The organism is Acinetobacter portensis (genome assembly GCF_010646905.1).
Classification (GTDB): Bacteria; Pseudomonadota; Gammaproteobacteria; order Pseudomonadales; family Moraxellaceae; genus Acinetobacter; species Acinetobacter portensis.
This window is the reverse complement of record NZ_JAAARQ010000002.1, coordinates 2,264,192-2,285,290: the sequence shown is the minus strand read 5'-3', so window position 1 is coordinate 2,285,290 and position 21,099 is coordinate 2,264,192. Positions and strand designations below refer to the sequence as shown.

Below are 21,099 nucleotides of genomic sequence, written 5' to 3'. Positions count from 1 at the left end.
GGTAAAATATCGCCTTTCTCCTGCTATACACTCCCTATCCTATGTCCGAACAAATTTTCATTCAAGGTTCTGTGGGTAAAATCGAAGTTTTTGTTGATTATCCCCAAGGTGAAGTGAAAGGATTCGCAGTTGTTTGTCACCCGCACCCATTACAAGGTGGAACGCCACACCATAAAGTTCCTGCTCTTTTAGCACAAATGTATCTTGAACGCGGTTGTGTTGTTTATCGTCCTAGTTTCCGTGATTCTGGTTTAAGTGAAGGTAATCACGATGAAGGTCATGGTGAAACGGAAGATACATTATACGTCATTCAATATGCACGCTTAAAACATGTAGGTAAACCATTTTATGCGGGTGGTTTTAGCTTTGGCGCGCATGTTATGGCAAAAGCTTATGCTACTTTACCTGTTGAATTACAAGCAAAACAGATGATTTTATGTGGTTTACCTACTTCAACAGTTGCAGGTGTACGCCACTATGTAACCCCTGCAATTAAAGGTGACATCTTATTTATTCATGGTGAGGCAGATGATGTCACGTTGCTTGCAGACATGGTTGAATGGGCAAAGCCTCAACGTCATTTAGTGACTGTGTTACCAGGTGCTAATCATTTCTTTACAGGATATTTAAAGCAATTGCGTATTGCAATGTCACGTTTTTTAGCTTTGGGCTAATCAAGTTTAATTAAAAAAACCTCGCTTATTGCGAGGTTTTTTTATGGATTCATTTATTCAAAATAAACCCTGCTAAATCATCTTTATTCTTTTGCTTATATGCCTCTGCGACATTCAATCGATCAATTACACCTCTGTTTTGGCTGAGTTTAAACTTACCCACTAAACTTGAGATTTCAACACGTATAGCAGCAATTTTGCTTAATTGATCTTGAATGTAATCTTTCGGTGCATCTGACATTTTCCAAGGTTTCGGCTGATTACTTTCATGTTCCCGAGTTAACCTTGCCAAAATACCTCTTAATGTTTTTTCATCCTCAATAACTTCTGCTATCCCTTTGACATGTATCACTACATAATTCCATGTAGGAACAGCTCGATGATGTTCTAATTTTCCAGCATACCAATTTGGCGATACATAAGCATGATCTATACTAAAAACAACCAATACATTCTGAGACTGTTTTAATTGGACATACAATGGATTTTCTTTTGCTATATGGGCAAATAATGAATGTGACTTTTCATCGTATTCAAAAGGAAGATGGTTTGCATCTAATTCACCATCTGCATATAAAACCAAACATCCTAAAGCATGTTTTTGAATTAAATTCGTTAGAATTTCAGTCCTTGTTTCTTCAAAAACTTTCGGCAGATACATTCCGTTTAGTACTCACGTTTATATTGCTTTAAAGAATTACGTATTTTTCCATTCAAATTCACTCAAAGATTCGTGATCTTTCAATGTACTTTCTACTGCTTGTGCCAATTGGTTTAATAAACTTTGTTCTGTAATACGGTCTAACCAATCTTGATTTTCATCTGGATAAGATGAAATTTCACAAACCAAATGACCATCTTCACTACGTGATTCACAGCTCACTGAAAGCGGTAAAGCATGATCATCTACACTTACAGCCACTTGTGCCCCACTTTGTGACAATGTCTCAAACCCATGATTCACCAATTCATGTGCAAGTAAATCGGCAACATAGGTTTGAACTTCGCTAAAATCTTTTAATTGATTTTTGATTTCACGATTAGCCACAAATTTTAGTTTACGCATCACATTATCCAAAGGCTTTATTGTTGTATGGTTTTAGCATAAGCAATAAATGCAAAACAGCCAAGCATTAGCTTGGCTGTTTTGTTTCAAATTGAATGTTTTTTACGATGATATTTTATTCAGTGACTTGAATTGCAAGTCCTGCTTGGGTAGTAAGCTCAGTAAATGTAGGGAAACTTGTTGCAACCGTTTCTGTACCTACAATTTTAATTTCACCTGAAGTACGCAAACCTGCCATAGAGAAGCTCATCGCAATACGGTGGTCATGATGCGATTCAATTTCACCACCTGTGAAAATAGCATCCCACTCACCTGACTTACCTTTACCTTCAATGATGATACCGTCATCGGTAGGTGTGCAATCAATACCCATAATTTTCAAGCCATCTGCCATCACTTGAATACGGTCAGATTCTTTTACGCGAAGTTCAGCAGCACCAGTCAGTACTGTTTGACCTTCTGCGCATGCAGCAGCAACAAATAATGCAGGAAATTCATCAATCGCTAAAGGCACTTGATCTTCAGGCATATGAATGCCTTTTAACGTACGAGAACCTTTAATACGAATGTCTGCAATTGGCTCACCACCTGCAATACGTTCATTTTCAACTGAAATATCTGCACCCATTTGTTTCAGAATTTCGATGATACCTGTACGTGTTGGGTTAATGCCCACCGCTTCAAGTGTTACATCTGAACCTTCTGTAATTGCAGCGCCAACCATAAAGAATGCAGCAGATGAAATATCTGATGGAACTTGAATTTCAGTTGCCGTTAACTTGCCACCACCTTGCAGTGAAATACGGTTGCCTTCAGTTTTGACATCGTAACCAAATGCACGAAGCATACGTTCTGAATGGTCACGTGTTGGCTCTGGCTCTGTGACAACAGTTTCGCCCTCTGCCCATAAACCTGCCAACAAAATACCTGATTTCACTTGCGCGGAAGCCATCGGTAAATTGTAGTGAATACCCTTTAACTGCTGACCACCTGTAATTGAAACAGGCGGTGTCCCACGATCACCCGTGGTTTGTAATAAAGCACCCATCTCACGTAATGGTTTTGCAATACGCTCCATTGGACGTTTAGTCAGTGATGCATCACCCGTCATTACAGAATCAAATTTTTGTGCAGACAACATCCCTGAAAGTAAACGCATAGATGTGCCTGAGTTACCCATATACAGTGCGCCTACAGGAGCTTTTAAGCCTTGCATGCCCACACCATGAATGGTCACTTCACCATTTTTAGGACCTTCGATACTCACACCCATCGCACGGAATGCTTGAAGTGTTGCAAGTGCATCTTCACCTTCAAGAAAACCTGTGACATGCGTTGTGCCTTCTGCAATAGCACCAAACATGATAGAACGATGTGACACAGATTTGTCGCCTGGCACGCTAAATTTACCTTGGAAATTTTTCTTGCCTGGTAATATTGTAAATTGCTGTGTCGTCACTTTCTTTTTCTCCATCAATGGTCTATTTGCGAGCATATGATTAAAATGCTGTCGCGCGGCCTGCGCATGCCCTAACAAGCCCATCAGTGCTTGCGAGTCTTCATCTTCAATAAGTTTACGTATGGTTGCCAATTGTTTTTCAAAGCCATCTACGGCATTTAAAATGGCTTTTTTATTGGCAAAAAATATGTCATGCCACATTTGTGGATCACTTGCCGCAATTCGAGAAAAATCACGGAATCCACCTGCGGCATAACGGAAAATATCTAGGTTATCTTCTCTATTAGCAAGCTGTTCTACTAAGTTAAATGCCATCAAATGCGGAAGATGACTGGTATGCGCAAGCACTTCATCGTGCTTTTCAACATCCATGCAAATCACTTCTGCTTTTGAGGCTTGCCACAGCGTTACAAGTTTATCAATTGCCCAATTTGCGCTGCTTGGTAAAGGCGTTAAAATGACTTTATGGTTGGCAAATAAATCGACTTTACCTGCATGTACACCTGTATGTTCCGAACCTGCAATAGGATGCCCCGGAACAAAACCTTCAGGCAATTCATCACCATAAACTGCTTTTGCAGCTTCAACCACATTTGCCTTGGTACTACCGACATCGGTAATAATGGTTTTTGCAGACAAATACGGCTGAATAATTTCAAGCACTTTTTGTGTTGCACGTACAGGCAAAGCTAAAACGACTAAATCTGCACCTTGAACGGCATCAATTGGGTTGGTATAGCCCTCTTGAATTAAACCAAGGGCTTTTGCATCATCTAAGGTTTTTTGCGAACGTGTAGACGCAACAATTTGATTCGCTAATTTTTCAGCAACAATCACACGAGCAAGACTTGAGCCAATTAACCCAAGTCCAATAAACGCAACTTTTTCAAACAGTGGCAAAGACATATTTTACGCTGTAGCCTCTAAACTGAGTACTTTCGCCAATGCTGTTAAGAATTTTGCATTTTCAGCTTCTGTACCAATAGATACACGAAGATGATTTGCAATTCCAACAGGGCGAACAATGACACCTTGTTTTAATAAGGCATTAAACGTTTGTGCAGGATCTGCCTGAACATCAACTAAAATAAAGTTGGCACGTGATGGCACATAACTTAGACCTAAACCTTTAAAGCCTGCTTCAAGTTGCGCCATACCTGCTTTATTCACTACACGTGATTTTTCAATGAAATCTTCATCTTTTAGTGCAGCAACTGCAGCAACCATTGCAAGATGATTCACGTTAAATGGCTGACGAATACGGTTTAAAAAATCTGTCACTTCTACAGAAGCCAAAGCAAAACCAACACGAAGTGCTGCCAAACCAAAGCATTTAGACATGGTACGGCTAACAATTAAGTTTGGATATTTCGCTAAGAATTTTAAGCTATTGAAGTTTTCAGGAAAATATTCCACATAAGCTTCATCTAGCACAACAATGACATTTGCAGGAACTTTTTGCATGAATGCTTCAAATTCTGCTTCTTCAAACCAAGTTCCTGTTGGGTTATTTGGATTTGCAATAAAGATCAATTTTGTATTGTCTTTAATTGCTGTGACCATTGCATCTAAGTCATGTGAAAAACCTTTTGCAGGTACTTCAATGGCTTCTGCATTAATGGCTTGAGTCACTAAACCATACACAGCAAATGCATGTTGGCTATACACCACAGAATCGTTTGAAGATACAAATGCACGTGCAAAAATTTCAAGTAAATCGTTTGAGCCATTACCCAAAGTAATTTGGTTATGCGCAACACCAAATTGCTTTTGAACTTGGTCTTTTAAAATAAAACCACCACCATCTGGATAACGTCCAATTTCCGACAATTCAGCAGCAACAGCTTCTTTCACTTTATCAGAGCAACCTAAAGGGTTTTCATTTGACGCTAATTTGACAATATCTGTTAAACCTAACTCACGTTCAAGCTCGCTAATTGGCTTACCTGGTTGATACGGATTTAACTTTGCAATGCCTTCATTGGCTGGAACAAACGTCATTTTACACTTCCAAATATTTCAGGTGATGGTTGTGGCTAATCTCCCCTAGACATTAACCACAGATGTAATCTTATAAAACTGCAATTGGATAAGAACCTAAAACACGCACTTCTTTCACCAATGGACGAATTTCTTCAATTGCCGCTTTTACATTGTCTTGTTCAATATGACCTTCTAAGTCAATAAAGAATACATAAGCCCATTTTTCAGGGAGTGCAGGACGTGTTTCAATACTGGTTAAGCTAAGATTATGCTTCGCAAATGGAGCAAGAATTTCAAGTAAAGCACCTGCACGGTCATGAGCCGACACCAATAATGATGTTTTATCATTACCACTTTGTGGCACTTTTTCACGACCAATCACCAAGAAACGTGTTGTATTTTCTGGGTTATCTTCAATATTGCTGTGCAAGGTTTCTAAATTATAAATATTTGCAGCAATTTCAGATGCAATTGCTGCCGAATGCCATTCGTTACGAATACGGCGCGCAGCCTCTGCATTCGAACTTAAAGCAACACGTTCAACACCAGGGTAATGCGCATCTAACCAGCCACGACATTGCGCCAAAGTTTGTTGATGTGCATAAATTTGTTTGATGCTGTCTTTACGTGTATTTTCAGACACTAAAAATTGATGATGAATACGAAGTTCAACTTCACCAATCACATTTAAATGAGAAGATTTGAAACAATCTAAAGTATGGTTAACCACACCTTCAGATGAGTTTTCTACAGGCACTAAACCATAATGAGCACTTCCCGCTTCTACCTCACGGAATACTTCATCAATTGTTGGTAATGGACGAACCACAGCATCTTGACCAAAATGCTTAAGAACCGCTGAATGCGTATAAGTTCCTACAGGTCCTAAAAATGCAATGCTTTGCGGTGCTTCTAAAGCCAAACATGCAGACATAATTTCGCGGAATAAACGCGCCATTGTCGCATCAGATAAAGGTCCTTCATTACGCTCCATAACATTACGCAAAACTTGCGCTTCACGTTCAGGACGGTAAAACAAAGGTTTCTCTTCAGATGCAAATTTTGCTTTAGCAACGGCTTCAGCTAATTTTGCACGACGATTAATGAGTTGTTGAAGCTGTTGGTCTACAGAATCAATATCCTCACGAATTTTGCCTAAATCAAGAGAAGTAGTTGTGTTTTGATCGTCGTTGATCATTGTTATGATGCCCTTAAAAACAAGTTTTCGACAGTATAACAATAGTTAGCTTTCAATTGTTGTGCAATAAGACTTTGCTTTATTCAGCCTTAAATTTACACAGTTGAAGTTTTCACCAATTATTGTCTTTTTAGCTCTCAATATCATTCATTAAATCAAGCTGTTTGTATATTGAAAAGGTTTTATGAATATTAGAAGTTTAAGTGATAACTCTATCTAAATTATGACGATTTCATGTGATAAAAAATATATTCAACATATTGACTAAAACTTAGATTTAAGCCAACTTATAAAAATTAATTTATTGAAAAATAATTATAATTTTTACATTAAACACTTTAATCACGTATTTACTACAAAAGCATTCCCATTTTTTGCTAAAAATAGATTCAACGTGTTTAGCACTAAGCAATTCGAGGAATAATAATGTCAAAAAGAATCGCTGTTTTAGTCAGCCATCAATTTGCAGATGATGAATATTCTGAGCCTGTAGAAGCATTTAGAGCGGCACATCACACTATTACCAATATTAATACGCACGCAGGTCATGTGATTTATGGGAAAAAATACAAACATAGTATGACGATAGATAAAAGTATTGATGATGTTTCTGCACACGATTTTGATGCATTACTGATTCCTGGTGGGCAATCACCATCACACCTTCGTTTAGATGAAAGATTTATTAATTTCGTTCGTCATTTTGCCAATTTATATAAGCCCATTTTTTGTATTTGTCATGGACCACTTTTACTTATAGATGCCAATGTCATTAAAGGTCGCAGGCTCACCACACATGAACAGATTTCATCTGAGGTGATTGAGGCAGGTGCAGTTTATTTAGATCAAGCTGTCGTGAATGACAATAATTTATATATTACCTCTCGCTCACAAGCCGACTTGAATGCATTCATTAAAGAAAGCCTAAACGTACTTCGTCTATAAAATAAAAAGAGCGAAAGCTATTTTTATGGATAAAATCCTGAATCTGTAAAATTAGACTAATTTTCAGTTTTCTTAAAAAGGAAGCACATGCTTCCTTTTTTTATTTCTAAAATATGGCATATTGAGCATGCTTTTTTGAATGATAGTGAGTGACATGAATACCAAACGCAATCTTTACAAAGACTTTGAACATCCATTTGCACAATTTGTTCGTATTATTGGTAAAGGTAAAAATGGTGCACGTTCGCTGACTTATGATGAAGCCTATCAAGCTTTCTCAATGATTCTAAAAGATGAAGTTTTAGATGTTCAACTTGGCGCATTTTTAATGTTGCTTCGGGTAAAAGAAGAATCTGTCGATGAACTTACAGGCTTTGTGCAAGCCACTAAAGATCAGCTTAACTTCAAACCTTTGGATGTCGATTTAGATTGGTCATCTTATGCAGGTAAACGTAAGCACTACCCTTGGTTTTTACTTGCAGCACTCACACTTGCAAAACATGGCTATAAAGTAGTGATGCATGGTGCTTCTGGGCACACAATAAATCGTTTATATACAGAACAAGTTTTAGAATTCTTAGAATTTCCTATTTGCCAGAATTCCGATGATGTTGAAACACAACTTCAAGAAAAAAACTTTGCTTATTTACCACTCGAGGTTATTTCGCCTATTTTAAGTGATTTAATTAACCTGAGAAATGTAATGGGACTTCGCTCACCTATTCATACGCTTGCACGCTTAATTAATCCATTTAATGCAAAAGCGACTATGCAAGCAATTTTTCATCCTGCTTATAGAAGTTCACATCAACAAGCTGCATTTCAATTAGGCTATAAAAATAGCGCAGTGATTAAAGGTGAAGGTGGTGAGTTTGAGCGTAATCCAGATGCGAAAACTTTAATTTGTGGCATTCATAATGGTGAATTATACGAATACGAATTACCAAAATTAACAGATAACCGTAGCCCAACCGAAGAAGAGCTGAATTTAGATATCTTTAAAGCGGTTTGGGATGGTAAACAACATCATGAATATGGCGAAATTGCTGTTGTAGAAACCATGGGCATTGCTTTATATACCATGCAAGCTTGTTCAAATTTTGGAGATGCAATGGATAAAGCAAAAGAACTTTGGAATAGTCGTTTTATTAAGTAATGAATACATTATTTGAATGACTGAATCATAAAAGGATTGAAAATCACTCAAATTAAATGCAAATGATTTTCAATCTCCTTAATGGAAAGTGCATGATTTTTCAACGATCATTATGTTTGTTTAATTTTTTAAATTGTAGAAACCGGCCATCAATATCACTATGAAATTCACATAACATTTAAAATAATTAACGAAACTCATAAAAACGTATTTATATATTTAAAATGAAATTAATTACTTTATTCAGCTTCATTCTTTTACTTAGCGGTTGTTCAGCAATGAGTATTGAGGAATGTAAGGTTGCTCACTGGGAAGATGTTGGTTATAACGATGCTTCACGCGGATACGATAAATTAAGATTTGCACGTTATACCAAAGCATGTGCCAAAGGAAATATTGTCCCAAATCAGAGCCGTTATGACACAGGTTATGATGCAGGATTAAAACTCTACTGCACCCCTCAAAATATTTTTGATCGAGGTCTTTACGGAAGTGGCAATTACACCATTTGCCCTGCCGACGAACATTCATATTTAAAACCATATTCTGATGTTAGTTATGCTTACTACAAAGCAAAGGATGAAAAAAAATCATTACTTAAAGAAATTGATCGTTATGAAAAATTACTAGAAAACAAAGATATTAAAGAAGATCTTAAAAAGTCCTATAAAAGTAGCTTGAGTAGTTTAGAAAACAAACGTGGCCGTATTATGAGAAATTTCTATGATGCAGAAGATAGAATGGAACGCTTTAAAAGAGCAAAAAATCTGGACTCTTGGTAACTTACTTTTCTAATTAAAATCACTTTTTAAATCCATCATTCACAAAAAAGCCCGATTAAATATCGGGCTTTTTTGCTTAATTGAATCATCAATTCAAAGATTTTGATTAAACAAAACGAATCGGTTTAAACTCTTCTTCAACATGTGAATCGCAATGTTCATCTTCTTCTTTCGTACCACGATCAATATAACCACTACGCTCTGTTTCAGGAAGATTTTTCATTTCCCATGCGTAAACTGCTTGCATACAAATTTGACGTTGTTCTTTCGTTAATACAACACCATTTGGCCATTTACCAATTTCAATTGCAGTTTTTAAACGACCAACAATTTCAGGATCGAGTACCGCTAGCATTTGTTCAATATTCATGATTCATCCTGTTGTTGCAAAGATTCAAAATCTTGATTCCATCCTAACTTGGTACGACAAGCCATATAAAAGTCGTATCCTGGTGGATGGAGTAAATTTAATTTATAAGGATGTTTACGGATATGTAACGTATCACCTACACCCAATGAAACACTTTGTTGACCATCGGCACTGACCATTGGCATCACACGGTTTTCACGAACTTCAATTTTAATTTCGCTTTGTCCACCCACTACAATGGGCCGAGAAGACAATGTATGCGGATGCATAGGTACAAGTGCAATTGCATCCATACTCGGATGTAAAATTGGTCCACCGCCCGATAAAGCATATGCGGTTGAACCTGTTGGCGTAGAAACAATTAAACCATCGCTATGCTGACGATACACATGCTGACCATCAATACTTAAATCGAAATCAATCATATGTACGGTTTTACCGTGCAAAACAACATCATTCAGTGCAATGGCTTCATAAATAATTTCACCCTTTGAACGCACTTCCATTTCAAAAAGGAAACGACGATCTAACTGAAATTGACCCTTTAAAACCTGATCGAGTTTAAAGATCACTTCAGTAGGTTTGATGTCGGTTAGAAAGCCTAAACGACCACGGTTTACGCCTATCACAGGCGTATTAAATTTTACTAAAGCACGTGCAGCATGTAGTAATGAACCATCACCACCAACCACAATCACCAAATCGACCACTTCACCAAGTAAAGCACGACTCACAGTTTGCGTATTTTTATACGGTACAAGCTCGGCAGTTTCCGAGTCAAAAACTGGATGTAGACCAATACTAATTAAATGGTCATGAATAAGACTAATAGTTTCTACAACTGAAGATTTATCGGGACGTCCAATTAAACCAATGTTACGAAAATTCTTATGTGAAATTTGCACCAGCGATATCGCTCCACTACGATTCGTTATCTATAATATCACTATCACAGAAGATTTAAAAAAAATTAGGACGAGAAATTTATCTCAGTAATACATGAGTTTTTTGTGTTTATAAACATATTAATCATTGCAAATTGATTAAAAGCTTCGCATGATTAGCGTAATTTACTAATATTTAATTCTGATATATGAAGTCTGAACGTGGCATTGGCATATTTGCCCTTCTTTTTTGTATTGTTGTTATCGGCTTATTTGTAGCTTTCAGTATCTACTTGATTCGTATGGATAACATTGTTCGTGACAAATTCGAAGGAAATCGATGGGATATTCCTGCAAAGGTTTTTGCTCGTCCTTTAGAAATTTATAGCAATGCCCCCGTTAGCCAGCAAGACCTTCTTCAAGAATTAAATTTCTTGGGTTATAAAAACTCAGATAACTATACAAAAACAGGTAATTACACAAATTCAGGTAATTCTGTTTATGTACATACGCGTGGCTTCGATTTTGGCGATAGTGTTGAACCTGAGCAAATTTTAAAAATTTCATTTAATGAAAATAATATTTCTGAAGTGAGTGCAACAAAACCCTCTTCAACAGGTATTGCACGTTTAGAGCCTATGCTCATTGGTGGTATTTACCCTCAGCACAATGAAGATCGTGTACTTACAAAATTAGACAAAGTACCAAAACCACTGATTCAAGCATTAATTGCAACAGAAGATCGCAATTTCTATAGCCATCACGGTATTTCTATTCGTGGTACAGCTCGCGCACTTGTGAGTAATGTGACGGGTGGTAAACGTCAGGGCGGATCAACGCTCACTCAGCAATTGGTTAAAAACTTCTATTTATCTCCTGAAAGAACTTTAAAGCGTAAAGTAAATGAAGCTTTAATGGCTATTCTCATTGAGCTTCACTACGATAAAAATGAAATTTTAGAAGCCTACTTAAATGAAGTGAATTTAGGTCAAAATGGTAGCTATTCTATTAATGGTTATGGTTTGGCAGCACAATTTTACTTTGGTATGCCCCTTCGTGAATTGAATATTGCCCAACAAGCGTATTTAGTCGGTTTAGTTCAGGGACCAAGTTTATTTAACCCATGGAAAAACCCTGAAGGTGCGCTTAAACGTCGTAATATTGTTCTAAATAATATGCTAGTGATGGGCTATTTAACAGAAACTCAATATGACACTGAAGTTGCTCGCCCACTCAATGTCATTGATAAGCCAACTTTAGGGCCTTCACGCTTCCCAGATTTCATGGACATCGTGCGTCGCCAATTACGTGCAGAATACCAAGAAAGCGATTTAACCAATCAAGGTCTTCGTATTTTCACCACGCTAGACCCTGTTGCTCAGACCAATGTTCAAAATGCGTTTAAATCTTCTGTTGCTCGTTTAGCAAACGGAAATCCTAAACGCTTAAAAGATCTTCAAGGTGCTGTTGTCATTACACATCCTGAAAATGGAGAACTTGTTGCTGCTGTAGGTTCAACTCAAGACTTTACTGGCTTTAACCGTGCATTAGATGCGAAACGCCAAGTTGGCTCATTATTAAAGCCTATTATTTACCTCAATGCTTTAGACTCGGGTCGTTATAATTGGGCAAGTCAAATTGAAGACAGCTACATTAGCATTCCTTCAAATGGTAAAAATTGGACACCGAAAAACTATAGTGGTGGTGAACATGGCGTAGTTCCTATGGTTCAAGCGCTTGCAAACTCTTATAACCTTTCTGCGGTTCGTTTAGGTCAAGAATTTGGTGTAAGTAGTTTCCGCAACCAACTCATGAAATTTGGTATCGATGGTAATAAAATTCCAAGTTATCCATCAACTTTCTTAGGTGCTGTAGATTTATCACCTTTAGAAGTTCTTGGTATTTATAACAACTTCGCAACTGGCGGTTTCCAATATCCTGTGAAGTCTATTCGTACGGTTGTGGATGCAAAAGGTCGTTTACTAGATCGTTACAGCTTAACGGTTCAACAAACCATGAATCCATCTTCTGCATATATGTTGAATTACGGTTTACAACAAGTTATTGCCTCAGGTACGGGCCGTTCTGCAAATGCATCTTTATCGCCTGCTTTAAAACTTGCAGGTAAATCTGGCACAACAAACGATACCCGCGACTCTTGGTTTGCAGGCTATTCAGGTAATTATGCCACTGTCGTTTGGCTAGGTTTAGATGACAATGCAGTTACAGGGTTAACAGGCTCTACAGGCGCACTTCCTGTGTGGTCAAATGTAATGAAACAGCTTCGTCAAAAACCTGTGAATTTACGCCAACCAGATGATGTTCAATGGTTATGGTTAGATCGCTATTCGGGTTATTTATCTGCACCAAATTGCGAAGGTGCAATGCATGTTCCTGTTCTACGAAATAAAGCGCCAAGTCAGGCAACTGAATGTGGATTGCCTTATTATGATACTGGCGCATCTTACAACTCTAATACGCAAATGAACGATGAAAATACTGAAGAATCTGACAGTATTGAAAATCTCATTCGCGAGAGTGATAGCACGGATGAAAATGGTGGACGTGTTATTTCTAGCGGTGGATTTTTAAATTAAAGGTTGTTCAATGTATAAATTTTCGATTGCTACATGTGTTGTTCTAGGTTTAGTCGGTTGTCAAAATTTACCGTCTAAACCTGAGCCTAAAAAAGCTGAATCTGCATCTAAGCCTCAGGTCAAAGAATACCGAAATGAGCATGGCGTCGTTATTAAAACGTATGAGCTAGATGAAATTAAACGGGAGAAATTACATACAGCCCCTCCCTCATCGAATAACAAACAAAAGTTGGAAGATGGTGAGTCATTACCTGCTTATAAAAGTTTAATGAGCCAAGCCAAAACAAGCTATAACGCAGGTCAGTTCAATAAAGCTGAAGGTCTTATTCTTCAAGCTCAACGCCTTGCCCCACAATCTGCCGATACTTATTTGTATTTATCGCTCATTTCTTTAGAAAAAAATAATACGAAAAATGCAGAATCTTTGGCAAGACGTGGTCTGAGCTTTGCGCAAACCAACACAATGAAGCGCCAACTTTGGTTGACTATTAAACGTGCTGCGCAAAAGCAAAATAATACAAAAGCCGTTTTAGAGGCAAAAAATGCATTAAAGTCACTTTAGACTTTAATGCATTTTCAATCTTCGAATAATAAAAATACAGATTAAAAGCTTCTAATTCCCGCAACACCATAAGCATGATGTTTGATGGCTTCATCTAAATGATTTGGTGATAATCCACCTAACGCATATACCACCATATTCACTTGAGACGCCATATCAGCGAAAGTTTGCCATCCTAAGCCTTGTACATCAGGATGTGTTTGGGTTGCCAATACAGGGCTTAAAAATGCAGCATCGGAACCAATTTGCGCTGCATGTTGTAAAGCTTCTAAATTATGACAGGCCACAATATATCTTTTTGAGCGAATTAAATCTTTCTGATGTAACTGTAAAAGTTGATTTTGCTTGAGATGAATAGTCTGAATGGCATTTTGATGTAGATCTGTCAATTTATTCCAAACTTCAATATTCACGATGAGTTTAGCCAGTTTTTCCACGCTATATTCAGCCAAAACCTCATTCATATTTTCTGTTGTATTGGTACGCCAATACAATAAACGATCACTCGCCAAATCATTTAAAACAGATAAATCTTCACTAATTTTAATAAAGCGTTGCCAATAAAGGCGCTTTACAATGGTCGCATTGGCTTTAGGGAAATTTAATTCAACTAATTTTTCACGTGATACCCACATCCACGGCGCTGCAATTTTTTGGCTTTGTTCTGTAGATACATCACTAATAAAAAAATGTAGCTGCACGATCACATCATCATATTCATGACGAATAAAATCGAATTGGCTCCAACTTTTTATATTTAAGCCCACTTCTTCAAAAATTTCACGACGACACGCTTCCACAGGCGTTTCCCCTGCTTCAACCTTTCCACCAGGAAATTCATGTTTATTTCCTTGATGCTGATTTGCGGCTCTCCATCCAACCAAAATTTGGTTTTGATGCACCAGAATACCAATTGCAACATCAAGATTAGGCTTTGACATGAATTTATCCTTTCCTATATTTCAGGTAATGAAGTGTAAGCGATTTAAAGTATTTCATAAATTTTTTAAATATACATTGACAGGCCTATTCGATAATGATTATCATTTAAATCGTTCACCACACACCACGGAGTTGACAAAATGAACGCACCATTTAGCCTATTCACTCGTAACGAAACAGCTCATTCACTACCAATGTTACATTCAAATAATTTATTTTCTTTAGGCCGTGAAATTAGAATTATGCATGCTGGGGAAGAATACCGCTTACGCTTAACACGTAATAATCGTCTAATTCTCACAAAATAATAAACACCAAAATAATAATAAGCGTGGGAACAAGCAGTATGTATCAGCGCATACTGCTTTTTTAATTTATACATACTCAAAATAATGATTGATACAACAAAGTCATAAATTATAAATATTTAGTGAAATTACTCATGAAGTCGATAAGTAAATTTTCACCGTTAAGCCACAATGTTCATTTTTAATAAACTCAATATCACCTTGATGCAACTCTATAATTTTCTGACAAATTGAAAGCCCCAAACCTGAGCCAGTGGTTTTTGTTCCCAATGCGCGATAAAACCGTTCACCTAAACGCTGAATTGTTTCATCGGTAACGCTATTTCCATTGTCTATAATGATAATTTCAACTTGATGACTAAGCTCGTTCACTTGAATATTAATTTCACCATTCACAGGAATATAACGAATAGCATTGTCTACAACATTTCGAACACATGTAAAAATAAGTTCTTTGTTCATGTTCGGCTGAATATTAGATGAAATATCCGCGTGAATTTTTATCTGTTTTTCATCTATAAATGGTTTTAACGCATGAATGACATCTTCAATGAGTGTCTTTAAATTTGTCTTCGATTTTGGTAAATCATTGGTCTTGCTCGGATCTAAACGTGCAAGCAATAACAAGTTTTCTAAAACCAAAGTCCCTCGACTTACATCTTGCTGAATTTGTTTTAAGTCTTTTTGAATGACTTCATCTGCTGCATATTTTCGATTTAAAAGCTGCAAGCGCATTTGAATGGCAGATAAGGGTGAACGTAACTCATGTGAAGCATCTGCGGTAAAGCGTTGCTCTGCTGCTAAAGATTGTTGCAAGCGCGCCAACAATTGATTCAATTGATGAATCATCGGCTGTAGTTCTTGAAATTCAACAGGTCTATGCTGAATAGGTGCTAAATCATCTGCACTTTTTTCAGAAATCTGCTTGGTCAGTAAGTTAAAACTTTTAAACTGATGCTTGAGAGTAAAATGAATAAAAATCCACTGAATAGCCCATAACAACAAAAGAATTGCTAAATAAATAACGAAAGTATTCAGTAAATCTTTCAGGCGATATTTTATAGGCTGAATAACAAAGCTCACCATATCATGATCGGACTGAATATACGTACGCCACAATTGATGGTCATGCCAAATAAAATCGTAATCTTTATTTTTATTGCTTTGCGATAAATTAGAAAATGCCGAATTAAAATCTTCAGATTGTGTAAGCAATTGATTTTGATGTTTCAATTGATATTGAATTTCAAATTCTTCACTTAGTTCATCAAGCTGAGAACCTGAAACATTGGAAATATCTGTAATTAAAAGCATATCTGAGATTTCATCCATAATCTCATCTTGTACGCTCATGGTTTGATAAATGGATATACCAAGCAATAATAAGAACGCAATAAGTCCCGCAATAACTGAGCCTAAAATTGAGCTTTTGACTAATTTTTTTTGCAAAGAAACGGTGCGCTGTACTGTTGCCATGCTTATACGTCCTGACTCATTCTGTAGCCCAAACCACGTACAGTTTTAATGTAATGACTGCCTATTTTTTTACGAATTTGGTAGATAAATACTTCAATTGCATTACTTTCTATTTCATCTCCCCATGCATATAAAGATTCTTCTAATTGTTCACGAGTGACAATATGAGTTGGGTTCTGCATGAGTTTATTTAATATTTGAAATTCTTTCGCGGTTAAATCGATGACACAACCATCTTGTTTTAACTGCTTAGCTTGTACATCGAGTTCCAAATTTGCAAATTGAATAGTCGATGTTGCAACTGTTTGCTTTTGACGTAATTGGCTTCTTACTCGTGCGGACAATTCTTCAAGGCTAAAAGGTTTAACCAAATAATCATTTGCACCTAAATCTAATCCATCTACACGGTCTTGAATACTGTCTTTAGCTGTTAAAAAAATCACAGGAATATTCGACTTTTTCTGCCGCGTTACTTTTAAAATTTCATCGCCCGTTGCTTGAGGTAAACCTCGATCTAATAACAAACAATCATATTCATGTTGTTCTATTGCCAAAATTGCATAATCACCACGCTCTACCCAATCGACAGTATAACCATCCATCTCTAACCATGTTTTTATGCTTTCAGCTTGTGAATGATCATCTTCCGCCAATAAAATTCGCATAAACCACCCTATAAAATTTTAAATGTGCCGTGTTTGAGTAGATGTCTTTATGGTTAGAGCTTATATGAAAAAACCACATGCGTTCATGTGGTTTTTATTGTAAATATGAAATTAAAATTTCACAGCATCTACATCAATTTCAACGCGTTTCATCGGTTTGTAGTCAATATCTACCTCACCGATAATAACAACAGGTGTTTTCGCAGAAATTGCTTTACCCATCCAAAGTTCATCATCAATATCGACTGTAATTGAACCTGTTTGATCGCGAAATTCGTATTTTTCATCACCAACAGATTTAACCACATAACCTTTCAATTGCACTTTTGCATCATCTTCCATGCTTAATGCTTGTTTTACGGTTACGGCTTTATTAAATGCTTGCTGATTAACTGCTGTATTCGCCATTGCAACAGATGCACCGCTCATTGCAGCAACCATTAAAATTGTTTTCGCTAATGTTTTCATCTTCAGCCTCATATGTTGTTGTGTCTTTTCAATGAAGTCATTAAAACAAACGAATATGAGGTGAATCTTAAGATGAAAAATATTTTAATTTAAGGGTACAACGCGAAGTACTTCTTCTAATGTGGTTAAACCCGCCATCACTTTTCTAGCACCTGCAACACGTAAAGGTTCGATTCCCTCTTTTTTCGCTTGGGCACGAACATCATTTAAGGTGGCATTTGTACCAATTAAATGCTTCATATCTAAGCTTAAAGGCAAGAACTCATAAATACCTACTCGTCCTTTATAGCCGGTATGACGACATTCTTCACAGCCTACAGCTTTAAAAACAAATTCAGGCATAGCAATTGGATAATCTGCAACAAGATGCTTCCATTCCTGATCATTGATAAAAGTTTCAGTTTTACAATGTGGACAAAGTGTTCGCACTAAACGCTGTGCTAAAACGCCTAGAATAGTTGCAGCTGTTAAAAAGGGCTGAACACCTAAATCGTGCAAACGCGTTAAGCTTGATGGCGCATCGTTTGTATGTAATGTAGATAAAACCAAATGACCTGTTAATGCCGCCTGAATTGCCATATTCGCAGTATCTTGGTCGCGTATTTCCCCAACCATAATAATGTCAGGATCTTGACGCATTAAAGCACGCACACCATCTGCGAAGCCTAAATCGATTCCTGTATTCACCTGCATTTGATTGAAACTTGGTTCTAACATTTCAATGGGATCTTCAATAGTACATACATTGACTTGATCGGTTGCAAGCTGTTTTAAGGTCGAATATAAGGTGGTGGTTTTACCCGAACCTGTAGGTCCTGTGACTAAAATAATACCGTGACTATGTGTGGTTAACGCTTTCCAACTTTCAAGCAAATGCCCTTCAAAACCAAGCTGTTTGAAATTACGCACCAAAACATCTGGGTCAAAAATACGCATAACAAGCTTTTCACCAAATGCAGTGGGTAAAGTTGCTAAACGTAATTCTGTTTCTTGCCCTTTTGGGGTACGAGTTTTTAGGCGTCCATCTTGCGGTTTACGCTTTTCCGCAACATTCATTCGACCTAAAATTTTAATCCGAGAAATAACTGCCATAAGCGTATTTGCAGGCATGTTATAAACCGTATGTAACACGCCATCTATACGAAAACGAATTTTCCCCTCGCCTTTACGTGGCTCCAAATGAATATCGCTTGCACCTTGTTCAAAAGCAAACTGTAAAACCCAATCGACCAATTTCACAATGTGTTGATCATTTGCATCGGGATTTTGTGTATCGCCCAATTGTAAAAGTGCTTCTACGCCTTTGTTATCACGTTCATAAGCTGATGATTTTTGTGAACCTGAAACAGCACGGCTCACTTGATAATATTCAATAATGTAGCGTTGTAGTTGTTCTGGGTTTAATAAAACACGTTTGATTTTTTTGGGTGATAAACTGCTTTCTAAATTGGAAATCCATTCTTTTTGATAAGGCTGATCGGTTGCAATTAAGACTTCATTTGCACTCACTTCAACCGCAAGAATACGATTTCGTAATGCAAACTCTTGCGACATCACTGCTGTTAATGCTGTTACATCTGCTTTAAGCGGATCGATAATATAAAAAGGCAGTGCAGATTTTTCCGAAAGCCACTGACATAAACGATTCAGCGTTAAAGTTGATTGGGGATGCACCTGATCGTTCAAATTAAAATTGGCAATCCATTGTAAAGCATGCCACTTCAACTGATTTCTTTGACGATGTGTGGTTTGAATTAAGCCACGATCACGCTCTGTAATCCGTCCATCTTTTAATAATTGTTCTAAGCACCAAGTGGTATCAATTTCAAAGTTAAATGTCATAACGTTTTCCCCAAAACTGCGACCACTATAGCAAATTCTTAAACTCTACAGATGCTTTTCATTTGTTTTACGTCGACTCACAATCAATTTTTAAGACCATGATGTGCTCATCATTGACTTGAAAAGACACATCAAATGTTGCAAAACGCATTTTATAAATTCGAGTTGGATCTTCCTGATATGCAGGTCGTGGGTCTAAACTTAGAACTTGTTCTAACTCATTGATCAATTGCAGTGTAATTTTGTTTTGTTTTAACGCATTTTCTTGCTGATTTTTTGCATCAGCACTCCAAATTACAGTTTTACGTTGAGGCTCATCTTGCGCATAACCACTTTTTGCATCTAAAACCGCATCTGAATATTGAATATAAGGTTTAATATCTATAATAGGTGTGTCATTGAGTAAATCACTTCCTGTGACATATACACGAACGGACTTCCCTACTTTTTCTACTTTATTCAGTTTGACTACAGACAGTCCCATAGGTGAAGGTCTGTACATACTCCGCGTTGCAAACACGCCAATTTTCTTATTTCCGCCTAAGCGTGGTGGACGCACTTGTGGTCTAAATTTTTCGCTATCTTGTTGATTTTTATTATCATGAAACTGCCAAATGAGCCAAAGATGACTAAATTCTTCAATCCCCTCAAACGCCAATAAATCATTATAAGGCGCGATCATTTCTACATAAGATTCGATTTGAACCAAATTTGGCTGACGTGGAATACCAAATTTTTCTGTGTAGGGAGACTTCATATAACCAATTATTGGCATTTTTAGACCAGTCATAATCACTTTTTCTGATAAGCTCAATTAAATATATTCAGTTTATCGAGAATGATTTTAGATTAGAATAGCAAGCTGTTCTAATTTGATAATTATTGAGACCTTTAATGGCTGCTTTCAACGTCGAAAAGATTACTCACGTCCACCACTGGAATGACACTTTATTCTCTTTTAAAACGACTCGTGATGTTGCATTGCGTTTTAAAAACGGACAATTTGTAATGATTGGTCTTGAAGTAAATGGCAAGCCTTTAATGCGTGCTTATTCTATTGCTAGTGCCAACTATGAAGAAGAACTCGAATTCTTCTCTATTAAAGTGCCAGATGGTCCTTTAACTTCTATTTTACAAAAAGTTAAAGTGGGCGATGAAATCTTAGTTTCTAAAAAACCTACAGGTACTTTGGTTCTAGATGACTTAAACCCAGGTAAAAACTTGTACCTTCTTTCTTCAGGTACTGGTCTTGCGCCTTTCCTTTCTACAATTCGTGACCCTGAAACCTATGAACGCTTTGAAAAAATCATTGTTGTTCACGGTACGCGTTTTGTTTCAGAATTGGCTTATCAAGATTTAATTGAAAATGAAATCCCAAATCACGAATTCTTTGGTGAATTGGGCGCTAAAGAAAAATTAGTGTACTACCCAACGGTTACCCGTGAAGATTTCCATACGCAAGGACGTGTAACAACGGCTATTGAAACAGGTGATTTATTCGAGAAAATTGGTTTACCTCGTTTTAACCCTGAAACTGACCGTGCAATGCTTTGTGGTAGCCCTGCTTTCCTTGATGACGTTGCTGCGCTTCTTGACCAACACGGTCTTAAAGAATCACCGAAGATGGGTGTTCTAGGCGATTACGTGATTGAACGTGCATTCGTTGAAAAATAAAATTCTTTAGAATCTGAAAACCGAGCTGAATTGCTCGGTTTTTTATTG

The 21,099-nt window shown here is 37.1% G+C and carries 21 protein-coding genes; 8 read left to right on the top strand and 13 right to left on the bottom strand.

The annotated features are described in order from the left end of the window. Window positions 1-41: 41 nt before the first annotated feature. Window positions 42-674 carry an alpha/beta hydrolase gene (locus tag GTK57_RS10835; RefSeq protein ID WP_152875114.1) on the top strand — a complete coding sequence of 211 codons (633 nt, stop codon included), beginning with the start codon at window positions 42-44 and terminating at the stop codon, window positions 672-674. Between the two features lie 49 nt (window positions 675-723). On the opposite strand, the gene GTK57_RS10830 is transcribed toward GTK57_RS10835, so the two are convergent. The 5 genes from GTK57_RS10830 to pheA all read right to left on the bottom strand — a co-directional run bounded on the left by GTK57_RS10830 (window position 724) and on the right by pheA (window position 6,380). After that, window positions 724-1,335 (bottom strand): FMN-binding negative transcriptional regulator, encoded by a 612-nt coding sequence (locus GTK57_RS10830; protein WP_152875116.1) that lies wholly within the window; start codon window positions 1,333-1,335, stop codon window positions 724-726. A gap of 36 nt (window positions 1,336-1,371) precedes the next feature. Further along, window positions 1,372-1,740, bottom strand: coding sequence for a hypothetical protein (locus GTK57_RS10825; RefSeq protein ID WP_152875118.1), 369 nt, complete (start codon window positions 1,738-1,740; stop codon window positions 1,372-1,374). A gap of 115 nt (window positions 1,741-1,855) precedes the next feature. Beyond that, window positions 1,856-4,105 carry a bifunctional prephenate dehydrogenase/3-phosphoshikimate 1-carboxyvinyltransferase gene (locus tag GTK57_RS10820; protein ID WP_163123457.1) on the bottom strand — a complete coding sequence of 750 codons (2,250 nt, stop codon included), beginning with the start codon at window positions 4,103-4,105 and terminating at the stop codon, window positions 1,856-1,858. A gap of 3 nt (window positions 4,106-4,108) precedes the next feature. Continuing rightward, a complete protein-coding gene (gene hisC, locus GTK57_RS10815) occupies window positions 4,109-5,200 on the bottom strand; it encodes a histidinol-phosphate transaminase (protein ID WP_163123454.1) in 1,092 nt (363 codons plus the stop codon). A 70-nt stretch (window positions 5,201-5,270) separates the two neighbouring features. After that, complete coding sequence (pheA, locus tag GTK57_RS10810) at window positions 5,271-6,380, bottom strand: prephenate dehydratase (RefSeq protein WP_163123451.1); 1,110 nt, start codon at window positions 6,378-6,380, stop codon at window positions 5,271-5,273. 426 nt (window positions 6,381-6,806) lie between these two features. Between pheA and GTK57_RS10805 the strand changes: the two genes are divergently transcribed. The 3 genes from GTK57_RS10805 (at window position 6,807) to GTK57_RS10795 (ending at window position 9,263) form a co-directional block, all read left to right on the top strand. After that, window positions 6,807-7,325 (top strand): type 1 glutamine amidotransferase domain-containing protein, encoded by a 519-nt coding sequence (locus GTK57_RS10805; protein WP_152875122.1) that lies wholly within the window; start codon window positions 6,807-6,809, stop codon window positions 7,323-7,325. Window positions 7,326-7,479: 154 nt separating this feature from the next. Next, complete coding sequence (locus GTK57_RS10800; protein ID WP_163123448.1) at window positions 7,480-8,481, top strand: glycosyl transferase family protein; 1,002 nt, start codon at window positions 7,480-7,482, stop codon at window positions 8,479-8,481. A gap of 224 nt (window positions 8,482-8,705) precedes the next feature. After that, window positions 8,706-9,263, top strand: a complete 558-nt coding sequence (locus GTK57_RS10795) for a DUF2799 domain-containing protein (protein ID WP_152875125.1) — start codon at window positions 8,706-8,708, stop codon at window positions 9,261-9,263. 106 nt (window positions 9,264-9,369) lie between these two features. Here GTK57_RS10795 and GTK57_RS10790 read toward each other — a convergent pair whose 3' ends face one another. Both GTK57_RS10790 and GTK57_RS10785 read right to left on the bottom strand, forming a co-directional pair. After that, the gene (locus GTK57_RS10790) at window positions 9,370-9,633 is read right to left on the bottom strand and encodes a YeaC family protein (protein ID WP_152875126.1); all 264 of its coding nucleotides are present in this window, start codon (window positions 9,631-9,633) and stop codon (window positions 9,370-9,372) included. Further along, window positions 9,630-10,538, bottom strand: coding sequence for an NAD(+) kinase (locus GTK57_RS10785; RefSeq protein WP_199287343.1), 909 nt, complete (start codon window positions 10,536-10,538; stop codon window positions 9,630-9,632). Before GTK57_RS10785 ends, GTK57_RS10790 begins: the two co-directional genes overlap by 4 nt. Window positions 10,539-10,726: 188 nt before the next feature. Between GTK57_RS10785 and mrcB the strand changes: the two genes are divergently transcribed. Together mrcB and GTK57_RS10775 are read left to right on the top strand one after the other, a co-directional pair. Next, window positions 10,727-13,114 (top strand): penicillin-binding protein 1B, encoded by a 2,388-nt coding sequence (mrcB, locus tag GTK57_RS10780; protein WP_163123444.1) that lies wholly within the window; start codon window positions 10,727-10,729, stop codon window positions 13,112-13,114. A 10-nt stretch (window positions 13,115-13,124) separates the two neighbouring features. Next, the gene (locus GTK57_RS10775; RefSeq protein WP_163123441.1) at window positions 13,125-13,676 is read left to right on the top strand and encodes a tetratricopeptide repeat protein; all 552 of its coding nucleotides are present in this window, start codon (window positions 13,125-13,127) and stop codon (window positions 13,674-13,676) included. Window positions 13,677-13,717: 41 nt separating this feature from the next. Here GTK57_RS10775 and GTK57_RS10770 read toward each other — a convergent pair whose 3' ends face one another. Beyond that, window positions 13,718-14,617 (bottom strand): NUDIX domain-containing protein, encoded by a 900-nt coding sequence (locus tag GTK57_RS10770; protein ID WP_163123438.1) that lies wholly within the window; start codon window positions 14,615-14,617, stop codon window positions 13,718-13,720. Window positions 14,618-14,758: 141 nt separating this feature from the next. Between GTK57_RS10770 and hemP the strand changes: the two genes are divergently transcribed. After that, entirely contained in the window at window positions 14,759-14,926 is a 168-nt protein-coding gene (gene hemP / locus GTK57_RS10765) for a hemin uptake protein HemP (RefSeq protein WP_152875135.1), read from the top strand. 132 nt (window positions 14,927-15,058) lie between these two features. On the opposite strand, the gene GTK57_RS10760 is transcribed toward hemP, so the two are convergent. The 5 genes from GTK57_RS10760 to tsaA form a co-directional block, all read right to left on the bottom strand. Continuing rightward, window positions 15,059-16,402, bottom strand: coding sequence for a sensor histidine kinase (locus GTK57_RS10760; protein ID WP_163123435.1), 1,344 nt, complete (start codon window positions 16,400-16,402; stop codon window positions 15,059-15,061). A gap of 2 nt (window positions 16,403-16,404) precedes the next feature. Then, window positions 16,405-17,067, bottom strand: coding sequence for a response regulator transcription factor (locus GTK57_RS10755; protein WP_163123432.1), 663 nt, complete (start codon window positions 17,065-17,067; stop codon window positions 16,405-16,407). Between the two features lie 111 nt (window positions 17,068-17,178). Next, window positions 17,179-17,535 (bottom strand): NirD/YgiW/YdeI family stress tolerance protein, encoded by a 357-nt coding sequence (locus GTK57_RS10750; RefSeq protein ID WP_163123429.1) that lies wholly within the window; start codon window positions 17,533-17,535, stop codon window positions 17,179-17,181. An 84-nt stretch (window positions 17,536-17,619) separates the two neighbouring features. Further along, window positions 17,620-19,377, bottom strand: coding sequence for a GspE/PulE family protein (locus GTK57_RS10745; RefSeq protein WP_163123426.1), 1,758 nt, complete (start codon window positions 19,375-19,377; stop codon window positions 17,620-17,622). Window positions 19,378-19,444: 67 nt separating this feature from the next. Next, window positions 19,445-20,167, bottom strand: coding sequence for a tRNA (N6-threonylcarbamoyladenosine(37)-N6)-methyltransferase TrmO (tsaA, locus tag GTK57_RS10740; RefSeq protein ID WP_152875176.1), 723 nt, complete (start codon window positions 20,165-20,167; stop codon window positions 19,445-19,447). Between the two features lie 104 nt (window positions 20,168-20,271). Between tsaA and GTK57_RS10735 the strand changes: the two genes are divergently transcribed. After that, window positions 20,272-21,051, top strand: coding sequence for a ferredoxin--NADP reductase (locus tag GTK57_RS10735; protein ID WP_152875140.1), 780 nt, complete (start codon window positions 20,272-20,274; stop codon window positions 21,049-21,051). The last annotated feature ends 48 nt before the right edge of the window (window positions 21,052-21,099 follow it).